The organism is Amycolatopsis bullii, assembly GCF_014654205.1.
Classification (GTDB): Bacteria; Actinomycetota; Actinomycetes; order Mycobacteriales; family Pseudonocardiaceae; genus Amycolatopsis; species Amycolatopsis plumensis.
On sequence record NZ_BNAW01000006.1, the window covers coordinates 148,520 to 161,638 of the forward strand.

Here is a 13,119-nt window from a genome sequence, read left to right on the forward strand (position 1 = left end):
CCCGGTCGGTCGAGCGCAGAGCATGGACGCCGTGTCCGGGTTCACGCTTGCGCAGATCCTCCCGTGGGGTCTTGTGGTGGTGCTGCTCGTCGCGGTGATCGTGCTGGTCGTGAAACTGCGCAAACCGGCCAGCGTGGTGGAGGACGCCATGCTGCAGGCGGTGCACCGGATGTCGAAGGCGGCGCCGAACCTGCGCGCCGGCCTGGACGAGGACGCCGCCGACAAGATCACCACGCAGCTGCTGCAGATGCTCGACTGCGTCGCCGTCGGCATCACCGACAGCGAAGGCACGCTGCTGTCGTGGGACGGCGAAGCGAACGAGCACTACGTCGACCTCGTCGACGCGATCGGCGCGGCCATCCGCAAGCACCGCCGCGAGGTCGTCGCGCACGACCGGATGCCGTGCAACCACCGCGGCACCTGCCGGATGAAGACCGCCGTCATCGTGCCGCTGCTGGTGGAGGGCGAAACCGAAGCGGCGCTGATCGTCGTCGGCCGCACCCGCGGGCGGCTGGTGCAGATGGCCGACGCCGTCGCCCAGTTCGTCTGCACCCAGTTCGAGCTGTCCCGGCTCGACGAGTCGAAGCAGCAGCTCCAGCAGGCCGAGATCAAGGCGCTGCGCGCGCAGATCTCGCCGCACTTCGTCTACAACGCGCTCAACACGATCTCCGCGCTGATCCGCACGGACCCCGAAGAGGCGCGAGAGCTGCTTCAGGACTTCGCCGACTTCACGCGCTACTCGTTCCGGACGTCGGGCATGTTCACCTCGCTCGCCGAGGAGCTGCGCAACATCGACCGCTACCTGACCATCGAGAACGCCCGCTTCGGCGGACGGCTCGAGGTGCGGATGAAGATCGCGCCCGAAGTGCTCAGCGTCGTCGTGCCGTTCCTGATCATCCAGCCGCTGGTGGAGAACGCCGTCAAGCACGGCCTCGCCAGCAAGCCCAGCGGCGGCTGCGTCACGGTGATCGCGCAGGACTACGGCACCGAAGCGCTGATCAGCGTCGAAGACGACGGCATCGGCATGGACCCGCGGCGGCTGCGGGACGTCAAGAACGCGCACAGCACCGGCGCCCACGTCGGGCTCGGCAACATCAGCCAGCGCATGCAGCAGGTTTTCGGCAGCGACTACGCGGTGATGGTCGAGACCGCGCCCGGCGCCGGCATGAAGGTGACGCTGCGGGTGCCCAAGTTCGTCCCGGGCGTCCGGCCGAACATGCCGGACTACAGCTCCGAAACCGACGCCGGCGAGGCCGACGTCCCGGCCCAGGGTGGTCCCGGCCAGCTGAACGGCTCCGAGGTGAACGGCGTCAACGGCACGCGCTCCGGCATCCTCCCCATGGGCTGAATCCGCTGTGACATCCGGGGCTTCGCCCCGGGCCGGGGGCTTCGCCACCCGGACCCCCGAAAAATGCTGTGACATCCGGGGCTTCGCCCCGGGCCGGGGGCTTCGCCACCCGGACCCCCGAAAAATCCGGCTAGCCTGGCTTCATGAGCGTTACGGACAAACTGGCCTCGCGGATCCCGGTGCTCGCCGACCGGGTCGAGCGCAAGGACGTCGTGGCCGTGGTGAAGCTGCACGGCGTGATCACGCCGTCGCCGTCGCCGCTGGCCAGGGGCGCGATCAACCTGGCCGCCGTGGAGTCGGCGCTGACCAGGGCGTTCGGCCACGAGCGGCTGAAGGCGGTCGCGCTGCTGATCAACTCCCCCGGTGGCGCGCCGACGCAGTCGGGCCTGGTCGCCGAACGGATCCGGCAGCTGGCCGACGAGAAGAACGTGCCGGTGCTGGCGTTCTGCGAGGACGTCGCCGCCTCGGGCGGCTACTGGCTGGCCTGCGCGGCCGACGAAATCTACGCCCACCGGACCTCGATGGTCGGCTCGATCGGCGTGATCAGCGGCGGCTTCGGGTTCACCGGCCTGCTGGAACGCTTCGGCATCGAGCGCCGCCTGCACACGGCGGGCGCGAACAAGTCGCGGCTCGACCCGTTCTCGCCGGAGAAGCCCGAAGACGTCGAGTGGCTGAAGAAGATGCACACCCAGCTCCACGAGCTGTTCGTGAACTGGGTGAAGGAGCGCCGCGGCGACCGGCTGACCGACTCGGAGGACCTGTTCACCGGCGACGTCTGGCTGGGCGCGAAGGCGGTCGAGCTGGGGCTCGCCGACGGCCTCGGCAGCCTCCGGCAGATCATCACCGAGCGCTACCCGGACGCGGAGATCTCGGTGGCCGAGCCGAAGAAGCCCCTGCTGGCCCGCCTCGGCCTCGGCGCACCGGCGGCCGCCTCGGCGGTGCTCGACGCGGTCTCACAGAAGGCGGCCTGGTCCCGCTTCGGCCTCTGACGAGCCGTGTCCGGTTCGAGTACTTTCGGGCACACCTTGTGACCTGAATCACTCTTCCCCGGTAACGCCCCTGGAATCACGGAGACGCCTCAGGTCTCCTTGTCGACGGGCTTTGTTGTGAACGGCAACAAATCCGGTCGACAAGGAGGTCGTCCCCGATGCCCCACACGCGCAGACTCGCCCTCGGTGCCGTGCTCGGCGCCGCGCTCATCGCCATCCCGCTGACCATCCCCGCCGCCGCGTCGATCCCGCCGCCCGAGTCGGGGTGGAGCACCGTCTTCGCCGACGACTTCACCGGCGGCGCCGGCTCGCTCCCGTCGAGCGCGAACTGGATCATCGACACCGGCCACAGCTACCCCGGCGGCCCCGCCAACTGGGGCACCGGCGAGATCCAGAACTACACGGCCAGCACCGGCAACCTCTCCCAGGACGGCAGCGGCAACCTCCGCATCACGCCGCTGCGCGACGGCGCGGGCAACTGGACGTCGGCGCGGATCGAGACCCAGCGCGCCGACTTCAAGCCACCGGCCGGCGGCGTCATGCGGATCGAGAGCCGGATCCAGATGCCGAACGTCACCGGCGCCGCCGCGCTCGGCTACTGGCCGGCGTTCTGGGCCCTCGGCGGCCCGTACCGCGGCAACTGGTGGAACTGGCCCGCCATCGGCGAGTTCGACATCATGGAAAACGTCAACGGGATCAACTCCGTGTGGGGCGTCCTGCACTGCGGCGTCAACCCCGGCGGCCCATGCAACGAGACCACCGGCCTGCCGAACAACCGGGCCTGCCCGGGCAGCACCTGCCAGTCGGCCTTCCACACCTACCGCTTCGAATGGGACGCGAGCACCAGCCCGCAGGTGCTCCGCTGGTTCGTCGACGGCCAGCAGTTCCACTCGGTGAGCCAGAACCAGCTCGACGCGACGACCTGGGCGAACATGACGACCCACCAGGGCTACTTCGTACTGCTGAACGTCGCCATCGGCGGCGCGTTCCCGAACAACAACTCGGGCACGACCACGCCGGGGCCGGGAATCGTGCCGGGCCACCCGATGGTCGTCGACTACGTCACGGTGACCACCCGCGGCGGCGGTGGCGGCACCACGACCCCGCCGACCACGACGACCACCACGACACCGCCCGGAACCGGCGGCAGCGCCTACCGCACCATCCAGGCCGAGTCGTTCAGCCAGCAGTCCGGCGTGATCACCGAGACCACCACGGACACCGGCGGTGGCCAGAACATCGGTGCGGTGGGCAACGGCGATTGGGCGCTCTACCCGAACGTCGACTTCGGCAGCACCGCGGCCACGAACTTCCAGGCCCGCGTCGCGTCCGGAGCGGCTTCCGGCGTCAGCGGGCTCGTCGAGGTGCGGCTCGACAGCCGGTCCAACGCGCCCATCGGCAGCTTCGCCATGGGCAACACCGGCGGCTGGCAGAGCTGGCGGACCGTCCCGGCGAACATCAGCGCGGTCACCGGCGTGCACAACGTGTATCTGACGTTCACGAGCGGCCAGCCCGCGGATTTCGTGAACCTGAACTGGTTCACCTTCGTGCATTGAGAGGAGGGCCCGCGGCCTCGGCCGCGGGCCTCCCCACATCAGGCGGACGGGGGCTGGACATTGCACTCGGCAATGGGCAGGATGCGTTTCACTGTGAGTGCTCACGATGACACCCGGAAACTCGTGGTCCTGGCCGTGGACGACGAGCCGAACGGTCTTGACGAACTCGTCCACTGCCTCCGCAACAGCCCGCACGTGGCGAAGGTGTTCCCGGCGATCGACGCCTCCGAGGCGCTGCGGTTGCTGTCCACCGACGACCCGCGGCTGCGCGAGCGCAAGGACCGTGGCCTGCCGATCGTCGACGCCGTCTTCGCGGACATCGACATGCCCGGGCTGTCGGGGATGGAGATGTCGCGCGTGTTCGCGGCGCTGCGCCCCTCGCCGGCGCTCGTGTTCGTGACCGGGCACGCCGAAGAAGCCGTCAACGCCTTCGACCTCGGCGCCCTCGACTACGTGCTGAAGCCCTACCAGCAGGATCGCCTCGACCGCGCGATCTCGCGCGTGCTGGACAAGCTGGCCGCCGCCGCGGCGCCCCCGCCCGGCGCGCTGGGCGGCGAGCCGGTCAAGAACGACGACGAGGTCATCCCGGTCGAGCTGGCCGGCACCACCAAGCTCATCCCGCGCTCCTCGGTCCGCTGGGTCGAGGCGCAGGGTGACTACGCGCGGCTGTTCACCACCGAAGGCAGCCACCTGGTCCGCATCCCGCTGGCCCAGCTCGAGGAACGCTGGGAAAAGGCCGGGTTCGTCCGCATCCACCGGTCGTTCCTGGTCGCCCTGCCGCTGATCACCGAGCTGCGCATGGGCCAGGGCGGCTACCAGGTCGTCATCGGCAACGAGGAGAAGGTGCTGCCGGTGAGCCGTCGGCACACCCGCGCGCTGAAGGACCGGCTGGTCGGTTCGGGCCGGAACGGCTGACCCGGGACCGGCCCATGACCGACGACTTCTACGAGCGCCGCGCGAACGGCGTCCGCGAACCGGATCCCACGCTCGGCAGGCGCCGTCCGCGGCCGCTGCCGCAGCCGGCCGACCGGGCCGTCGTCGAACACCTGCCGCCGGCGCCGGAGAACGAGCGGCCGCCCAAGCCGGAACACCACGCGAAACCCAAGCGCGAGCGGGTGATCCTCGCCGACCCGCGCCGCGGCGCCGGCACCCTGCGCGCCCGGGTCGAGCTGGAGGAGCAGACCAGCTGGGGAAAGCTGCTCGTCCGCGACCACCTGGTGAAGGTGCAGCTGCGGACGGCGTTGCTGCTCGCCCTGCTCGTCGTCGCGGTCTTCGGCTCGCTGCCCGCGCTGTTCTACCTGCTGCCCGGGTTCTCCAAGGCCAGCCTGCTCGGCATCCCGGTGGCCTGGCTGATTCTCGGCGTGCTGCCGTTCCCGTTCCTGTTCGGTGTCGGGATCTGGTACAACCGGCTCGCCGAACGCAACGAACGCGCGTTCGTGGACATGATCGAAAACTAGTTTCGCACCGAGTCGTGCGAGGATTCCCCCCGTGCAGTTGAACCCGTGGGCCTTGACCGGCATCGTGCTGGTCGCCGTGGTGACGCCCTACCTCGGTCTCCGCTCCTCGCGGTCGGCGACGAGCACGCACGATTTCCTGGTCGCGCGGCGCACGGTCCGGTCCCGTCGCAACGCCGCTGCGATCTCCGGCGAGTACCTGTCCGCGGCGTCGTTCCTCGGCATCGCCGGGATCGTGCTCAAGGACGGCGCCGACGCGCTGTGGTTCCCGATCGGGTTCACCGCGGGGTACCTGGCGCTGATGCTGTTCGTGGCGGCACCGCTGCGCCGCTCCGGGGCGTACACGCTGCCCGACTTCGTCGAAATGCGGCTCGGCTCGCAGGGCCTGCGCCGGTTCTCCACGGCGTTCGTCGTGTTCATCGGGATCCTGTACATGGCCCCGCAGCTGCAGGGCGCCGGCCTGACCCTGGCGACGGTCCTGCCGGTGCCGGCGTGGGCGGGGGCGATCGCGGTGATGATCGTGGTCACCGTCAACGTGATCTCCGGCGGGATGCGCGCGATCACCGTGGTCCAGGCCTTCCAGTACTGGCTCAAGCTGTTCGCGATCTCGGTGCCCGCGTTCGTGCTGTGCATGGTTTTCTTCACCGGCGGCGGCCCGGACGGGTTCCGGCCGCTCGGCGCGCCTGCCCCGCCGGTGTTCGTCACCGACACCACGGTGGACGTGCAGACCGACGTCACGCTGCACGTCACCGCGGACACGTACTTCTACGCCTACGGCCGCACCGACAACGGCCCGGCGGCCGGGCCGACGCACTGGACCCCGCTGGCGCCGCACACGGTTTCCGAAGGCACCAAGCTGAAGTTCCTCGCGGGCACGCCGGTGCCGGTGGTCAGCGATTCCGTCGCCGACAACGCGGATTGGCTGCACCCGGGCTCGGGCAGCCTCACCGACCTGCTCCAGACGTATTCGCTGATGTTCGCGACGTTCCTCGGCACCATGGGCCTGCCGCACGTGCTGGTCCGCTTCTACACCAACCCCGACGGCAAGGCCGCGCGCCGCACGACCGTGCACGTCCTGCTCCTGCTGGGGCTGTTCTACCTCTTCCCGACGCTGCTGGGCGCGCTGTCGCGGATGTACGTCCCCGAACTGCTGGTGACCGGCAAGGCGGACGCGGCGATCCTGCAGCTGCCGTCGGCGATCCTGCCGGGCGTCGCCGGCCAGATCCTCGGCGCGGTCACCGCGGCCGGTGCGTTCTCCGCGTTCCTCTCCAGCACGTCCGGGCTGCTGGTGAGCGTGGCCGGGGTGGTGTCGACCGACCTGCTGCCCGGCCGGGTGCGGGACTTCCGGATCGCGGCCGGGCTGGTCGCGCTGTTCCCGATCGCGCTGGCGGTCGCGTTGCGGCCGGAGGACATCTCGCTGTCGATCGGGCTGACGTTCGCGCTCGCCGCGTCGACGTTCAGCCCGCTGCTGGTGCTGGGCATCTGGTGGCGCAAGCTGTCCTGGCCGGGTGCGCTGGCCGGGATGTTCGTCGGCGGCGGCCTGGTGCTGGCCGCGCTGGTGGTCAACGTCGTGAGCGGCTACACCGGCGGCTGGGCACCCTGGTTCGTCAACCAGCCCGCGCTGCTCACGGTCCCGGCCGCCTTCGCGACGACGTACCTGGTCAGCCGCGTGACCGGGTACGGCCGCCCGGAGCACGTCCACGACATCATGCTGCGTCTCCACGCCCCGGACCCGCTCGGCTTCATGCGCGACAGGGCGGTCGCGCGGTTCGGCCAGGCCGAGGAGAAAACCCGCGTCACCACCCGCGGCCGCCACCGCAAGTGATGCCCCGCCAATCACGCGTCATGCCCCTCCGGACACGCGTGATGCCGCCCTGATCACGTGAGATGCCCGAAACCGCTCGGCCGGGTCTCGACCTCACGCGCGGGCAACGCCTCCGCATGGCAGCATGGAGATCGTGGTGAGCCCTGCTGAACTGCCGACCGCCGAGGTCCGCGACCTGCCCCAGGACGGCCTCGTGCTGCTCGACGTCCGTGAAGACGACGAGTGGGCCGCCGGGCACGCGCCCGGCGCGGTGCACATCCCGATGGGAGAGCTGCCCGCCCGCGTCGGCGAGCTGGCCGACCTGCCCGACCAGCCGATCCACGTGATCTGCCGCAGCGGCGGCCGGTCCGCGCGGGCGGCCGCGTGGCTGAACCAGAGCGGCTGGGACGCGGTGAACGTCGCCGGCGGCATGGGGGCGTGGCAGCGCGAAGGCCGTCCGATGGTCGGCGAGCACCCCGGCATCGAACCCGAAGTGATCTAGCCTTGCACCCGGGGCAGCCTCCCGCCGGGCAGCCGTACCCGCCCGGGTACTGGCCGCGCCAGGCGCCGCCGCCGTCCGCCCAGCAGCTGCAGGGCCGGACGCTGGCCGCCCAGCCGGAGCCGTACCCCTACCACCGCCGTCCGGTGCACCGGCCGCGGCTGCGCTGGGTGGCGACCCCGCCGCCCGGTGCGTGGCCGCGCCGCCGCGTGGTGCCGCCCGAGCCCTACTTCGGCCCGCCGTCGTACCCGGTGCCGCCGCGCTGGGGGTTCCCGAACCTGGTCTGGCGCCGCCCGACGTCGGTGCCCGGCACGGCGTCCGACGAGGTCCGCCCGATCGACCGGGTGCCGGTGCTCAGCCGCAGCGTGGTCATCATCCTCTTCGCGTTCGCCGTGCTCGCGGTGGCCGCGGCGGGTGCGGAAATCTGGCGGTACGTGCTGCTCGTTCAGGGCCGCGAAGCCGCGTTGTCCCGCTCGGTGGTGGCGTTCTCCGACGGCTTCGTGCTCGCCGCGGGGCTGCTCGCCTCGATCCTCGCGCTGCTGCCCGCGGGGCTGTCGCTCTGGTGGCTGCTGGTCGCGCGCCAGGCGGCGGCGGACGTCTCGGGCGACGACCCGCCGCGGCCGGTGTGGCAGGTGCTGGTCGGCGTCCTCGTGCCGGTGGCCAACCTGCCGATGGCGCTGTCGGTCGTCGGCGAGCTCGAGCACGCGGTGCTGGGCCGCTCGCGGTACGTCCGGCCGAAGCCGTCGCGCCAGGTGCTCGGCTGGTGGGGCGCCTGGCTGCTCAACTGGATCCTGCTCGGGGTGTCGATCGTCTGGCGCTTCCGCGACGACGTGCAGTCGATGGCCGACAGCGTCGTCCTGGTCGCGCTGACCGACCTTTCCGCGGCCGCCCTGGCGGTGATGACGGCCTTGGTGGTGCGGCGGTTCTCCGCGCTGCTGGCGCCGTCGGAAGCTCTCGCCGTGCGCAAGATGCGCGTGCTGAAGGTGCGGGATGCGCCGGAGCCCCAGCTGCGGGCTTCGCGGCCGGCCGGCGCCGCGCGCTAGTAGCGGCCGAAGACCGGTTCGAGCTGGTCGAAGGCCTGTTCCGCCAGCGGCCAGAGCTCGCCGGCGATCGCTTTTTCGTTCTCGAGGGTCCGGTCGAAGACCTCCTCGAAGAGCACGCGCAGAACCGTCGCGAGGTGGGCGGCGGCGAGCGTGGGCGTGAGGTCCTCTTCGGGGTGGCGCCGGATGAGGAGGTCGACGAGCGCCGTCTCGCGTTCGCGGTGCATCTCGTGCAGCGCGTTCGTCAGGACCGGGCTCTCCTTGATCATCCGCACGAAGCCGGGGCCGGAGAAGCCGACCAGCGCGTGCTCGGCGCCCAGCGCTTCGAAGTAGAGCTCGCGCGTGTCGTGGAAGACGCTGTCGCGGATCAGGGCGGCGGGCCACGACGTGAAGTCTTCGCGGATGTCGAAGACCAGGTCTTCCTTGCGCGGGAAGTGGTTCGTCACGGTCATCTTGGCGACCCGCGCCTCGGCGGCGATGTCCGCGATCGTGACGTCCTCGAAGCCGTTGCGGATGAACAGCCGCGTGGCGACGTCCGAGATGGTCTTTCGCGTCTCGTTCTTCTTCCGGTCCCGGAGTCCCTCACTCATGGCGTCACTCTACTAGGTCGGACCCAAGATTGTGCTTGACCTATTCAGTGGGTCGAACCTAATCTGAGGTTCGACCTAATCAACTGGGGGTGAGCATGACGACCGCGGTCCGGCCCGATGCGGCGCTGTGGCGGCTCGGCGGGGTGCTGATCATGGGCGCGGTGCTGTCGATCCTCGACGCGACGATCGTGACCGTCGGCATCGGCTCGATCGCCCGTGATCTGGACAGCCCGCTGACCACGGTGCAGTGGGTGGCGAGCGCGTACCTGCTCGCGGCCTCGGCGGCGATCCCGCTGTCGGGCTGGCTGACCGACCGGTTCGGCGGCCGCGCGGTCTGGCTGACGGCGGTGGCGGTCTTCACCGCGGGCACGCTGCTGTGCGGCTTCGCCTGGTCCGCGCCTGCTCTGGTGGCCTTCCGGGTGCTGCACGGGCTGGGCGGCGGGCTGATGCAGCCGGTCGGGCAGGCGGTGTTCGCGCAGGAGGCGGGTCCGGCCCTGGGCCGGATGATCGGCGTGATCACCCTGCCGGCCACGGTGGCACCGGTGCTGGGCCCGATGCTCGGCGGTGCGCTGGTGGCGGACTTCGGCTGGCGCTGGATGTTCTTCGGCATCGTCCCGCTGGGCGTGGCGACGTTCCTCTTCGCTCGGCGGCTCCTCCCGGCTCCTCCGCCGGGCGGGGTGAAGGCGCCGTTGGACGTCCGGGGCCTCGCGTTGCTCTCACCCGGGCTGGCCGCGTTCGTCTACGGCCTGGCCGAGGGCGTGGTCGTCGCCGGGGTGGCCGGGGCGGCGCTGGTGGTGGCGTACGGCGTCCACGCTTCCCGCACGGCGTCACCGGTGCTCGATCTGGCGTTGTTCCGGAACAAGGGGTTCGCGGTCGCGAGCGTGAGCACGTTCCTGCTGGGAGCGTCGCTGTACAGCTCGATGCTGCTGCTTCCGCTGTACTACGAGCAAGTCGAGCACGTGAGCGCGTTGCGGGCCGGGATGCTGCTGGCGCCCCAGGCCCTCGGCTCGGCGGCGGTCATGCTGGCGAGCGGCCGCCTGCTGGCCCGCTTCGGCCCGCGCCGCATGATGCTGGCCGGGATCGCGTCGTCCCTGCTGGGCACGGCCGCGTTCACCCAGCTCGGCTCGGCGCCCGGCGATGTCCTGCTGACGCTGTCCCTCCTGATCCGCGGAGTGGGCCTGGGCGCAGCAACGGCCCCGGGCATGACCACGCTGTACGGCTCGCTGGACCGCGCTCACATCCCCCGCGCGGCAAGTGCGTTCAACGTGGTCAACCGCATCGGTGGCTCGCTGGGCACCGCTTTGCTGGCCGCGATCCTCCACCGCGAACTCACCACCACCCCGGCCGCGGCGGCATTCGGCACCACGTTCACGTGGGCACTGGCGCTGTCGGCGCTGGCCTTGATCCCCGCCTTGTTGTTCCCGCAGAGGAGCCCCCGCTGACTCTCAACTCGCGCCGACGCTGACCCGGACCCGCCTGTCTCACCAAAGGAGCCCCGATGATCCTCCGCCTCTTGAGCGTCCACGCGCATCCCGACGACGAGTCCAGCAAGGGTGCGGCCACCCTGGCCCGCTACGCCGCTGAAGGCGTCGATGTCCTGGTCGCCACCTGCACCGGCGGCGAACGCGGCGACATCCTGAACCCGGCCATGGACAAACCCGAGACCTGGGCGAATCTCCCGGCCATCCGCCGCCGCGAAATGGCCGCGGCCGCCGAGATCCTGGGTGTCCGCCAACGCTTCCTCGGCCTGGTCGACTCCGGCCTGCCCGGCCCCGGCGAGCCGTTGCCCGAGGGCTGCTTCGCGGCCCTGCCGCTGTCCGAGGCGGCGGCGCCGCTGGTGGCCCTGATCCGCGAGTTCCGTCCGCACGTGGTGATCACGTACGACGAAACCGGCGGCTACCCCCACCCGGACCACATCCGCACCCACGAGGTGACGGTCGAGGCCTTCACCGCGGCCGCCGACCCCACCCGCTACCCCGGCACCGGCGAGCCGTGGCGCGCCCAAAAGCTGTACTACCAAGCCACTCTGAGCCGCGCCTGGTTCCAGGCGCTGCACGAGGCCACCCTGGCCGCCGGCCTGGACTCGGCCATGGCCGAAGTCCTGGACGAGCTCCCACCCGACAAACTCCTGATCACCACGAAGATCCGCTGCGAGGCCTACTTCGCCACCCGCGACCGAGCCCTCCTGGCCCACGCCACCCAAGTGGACCCGGCCCACCCGTTTTTCGCCCACTCACGCGAAATCGAACGCCAAGTCTGGCCCCACGAGGACTACCACCTGGCCCACCCCACGCCCACCGCCACCCCAGAGCACGACCTCTTCACCGGAGTAACCCCATGAACCCCCGTGTCGCCCCTCCAATCACGCATGATGCCTCCCCAGTCACGCGAGATGCCCCTTCAATCACGCGAGATGCCTACCCGATCACGCGAGATGCCCTTTCAATCACGCGAGTTTCGCCCCGGATCACGCGAGTTCCGTCGCCCAACACGCGAATCCCGTCCCGCAACACGCGAGAGCCGCCCCGAATCACGCCACATCCGCCCTGGATCACGCGAGACCCGCCGGGAGTCACGCCAGACTGGCCCGGATCCCGTGCGACCCCGGGCAGGACCCCGTCACGCGGTGACCCGGAGCTCCCGCAACCCACGAATCACGAACTCCGGCCGACGCGGCGGAGTCCCGGCCAACCGCAACCCCGGCAGCTTCTCCGCCAGCGCACTCAACGCGGCGGCGATCTCCACCCGAGCGAGAGGAGCACCCACGCAGTAGTGAATCCCCAGCCCGAACCCCAGGTGGGCGTTCGGCGTCCGGCCGATGTCCAGGCGGTCCGGCTCGTCGAACACCTTCGGGTCGCGGGCCGCGGCGCCCAGCAGCGCGCCGATCTTCTCGCCCCGCGGGACGACATATCCGCAGATCGACACGTCCTCGGTCGCCGTCCGCTCGAACAACTGCAGGGGCGCGTCGAACCGGATGAGCTCCTCGACGCACGAATCCAGGAGAGAAGGTGAGGCCAGCAGACGCTCCCACTGGTCCCGGTGCGTGAGCAGGGCCGTGATGCCGTTGCCGAGCACGTTGACCGTCGCCTCGTGGCCGGCCATCAGCAGCAGCACGGCCGTGGCCACCAGCTCGTCGGGGGTCAGCTCGCTGCGCAGCAGGTCGCTGATGATGTCGTCGCCCGGTGTCTCCGCGCGGGCCGCCGCCACCGAGCGGACGTACGAGACGAACTCGGCGGACGCCCGCTCGGCCGCGTCTTGCCCCTCCGAAGGGAGGTCGTACTCGTACATCTTCACGATCGCGTTGGACAGCTGGACCATCCGCGGCCCGTCCGTGGCCGGGACGCCCAGCAACTCGGCGATCACCGCGACCGGCAGCGGCTGGGCGAGGTGCTCGAGGAGGTCGGCACTGCCGTCGGCGGCGATGGCGGCCGCCAGGTCGTCGACCATGCGGGCGGCGAGCGTCGCGACCATCGGGCGCAGCCGTTGCACGTGGCCGCGGCCGAAGGCGCCCGCGATCAGGCGCCTGAGCCGGGTGTGCGCGGGAGGCTCGTTCTCCAGGAGCGAGTTGCGGTGCAGCAGGTTGAACGACGCGAACCGCTCGAGCGGCTGGGCGTCCTGCCAGATCCGGCCCAGCCCGCGGTGCCGCAACACCGCCGAGGACGCTGCGTGCGACACCGCGACGGCGAGGCCGAGCCCCTCGTGGAAATGAACTTCGCCGCGTTCGCGGAGGGCGGCGAACGCCGGGTACGGGTCGTCGAGGAACGTGGGATCGCGGGGGTCGAACACGTCGCGAGACTAACCCTTCGATAGCGTCTGAAGCCGAGCCAGAGGAGGCAGCA

12 protein-coding genes are annotated in these 13,119 nt (G+C 70.8%); 10 read left to right on the plus strand and 2 right to left on the minus strand.

Annotated elements, in window-relative coordinates; translation table 11 throughout:
- The first annotated feature begins 22 nt into the window (after positions 1-22).
- From IE317_RS10645 to IE317_RS10680, 8 genes are all read left to right on the plus strand, one after another.
- Positions 23-1,348 carry a histidine kinase gene (locus IE317_RS10645; RefSeq protein WP_191308811.1) on the plus strand — a complete coding sequence of 442 codons (1,326 nt, stop codon included), beginning with the start codon at positions 23-25 and terminating at the stop codon, positions 1,346-1,348.
- Between the two features lie 143 nt (positions 1,349-1,491).
- Positions 1,492-2,337, plus strand: coding sequence for a S49 family peptidase (locus IE317_RS10650; protein ID WP_191308814.1), 846 nt, complete (start codon positions 1,492-1,494; stop codon positions 2,335-2,337).
- A gap of 158 nt (positions 2,338-2,495) precedes the next feature.
- Entirely contained in the window at positions 2,496-3,893 is a 1,398-nt protein-coding gene (locus IE317_RS10655) for a carbohydrate-binding protein (protein ID WP_191308817.1), read from the plus strand.
- 81 nt (positions 3,894-3,974) lie between these two features.
- The gene (locus tag IE317_RS10660; RefSeq protein WP_043792552.1) at positions 3,975-4,808 is read left to right on the plus strand and encodes a LytR/AlgR family response regulator transcription factor; all 834 of its coding nucleotides are present in this window, start codon (positions 3,975-3,977) and stop codon (positions 4,806-4,808) included.
- A gap of 14 nt (positions 4,809-4,822) precedes the next feature.
- Positions 4,823-5,350, plus strand: a complete 528-nt coding sequence (locus IE317_RS10665) for a hypothetical protein (RefSeq protein ID WP_191308819.1) — start codon at positions 4,823-4,825, stop codon at positions 5,348-5,350.
- Between the two features lie 31 nt (positions 5,351-5,381).
- Positions 5,382-7,172: a sodium/solute symporter gene (locus tag IE317_RS10670; RefSeq protein ID WP_191308822.1), complete on the plus strand. Its 1,791-nt coding sequence runs from the start codon at positions 5,382-5,384 to the stop codon at positions 7,170-7,172.
- 124 nt (positions 7,173-7,296) lie between these two features.
- Positions 7,297-7,653, plus strand: a complete 357-nt coding sequence (locus IE317_RS10675) for a rhodanese-like domain-containing protein (RefSeq protein ID WP_191308825.1) — start codon at positions 7,297-7,299, stop codon at positions 7,651-7,653.
- 2 nt (positions 7,654-7,655) lie between these two features.
- Positions 7,656-8,693 (plus strand): DUF4328 domain-containing protein, encoded by a 1,038-nt coding sequence (locus tag IE317_RS10680; protein WP_191308827.1) that lies wholly within the window; start codon positions 7,656-7,658, stop codon positions 8,691-8,693.
- Here the strand turns inward: IE317_RS10680 and IE317_RS10685 are convergent.
- A complete protein-coding gene (locus IE317_RS10685; protein WP_191308828.1) occupies positions 8,690-9,280 on the minus strand; it encodes a TetR/AcrR family transcriptional regulator in 591 nt (196 codons plus the stop codon). The two genes, IE317_RS10680 and IE317_RS10685, sit on opposite strands and share 4 nt — an antisense overlap.
- 95 nt (positions 9,281-9,375) lie before the next feature.
- On the opposite strand from IE317_RS10685, the gene IE317_RS10690 reads away from it, so the two are divergent.
- Together IE317_RS10690 and mca are read left to right on the plus strand one after the other, a co-directional pair.
- Positions 9,376-10,722: a DHA2 family efflux MFS transporter permease subunit gene (locus IE317_RS10690; RefSeq protein WP_229902644.1), complete on the plus strand. Its 1,347-nt coding sequence runs from the start codon at positions 9,376-9,378 to the stop codon at positions 10,720-10,722.
- Positions 10,723-10,778: 56 nt separating this feature from the next.
- The gene (gene mca / locus IE317_RS10695) at positions 10,779-11,621 is read left to right on the plus strand and encodes a mycothiol conjugate amidase Mca (protein ID WP_191308831.1); all 843 of its coding nucleotides are present in this window, start codon (positions 10,779-10,781) and stop codon (positions 11,619-11,621) included.
- A gap of 278 nt (positions 11,622-11,899) precedes the next feature.
- Here mca and IE317_RS10700 read toward each other — a convergent pair whose 3' ends face one another.
- Complete coding sequence (locus IE317_RS10700; protein WP_191308833.1) at positions 11,900-13,066, minus strand: cytochrome P450; 1,167 nt, start codon at positions 13,064-13,066, stop codon at positions 11,900-11,902.
- Positions 13,067-13,119: the final 53 nt, after the last annotated feature.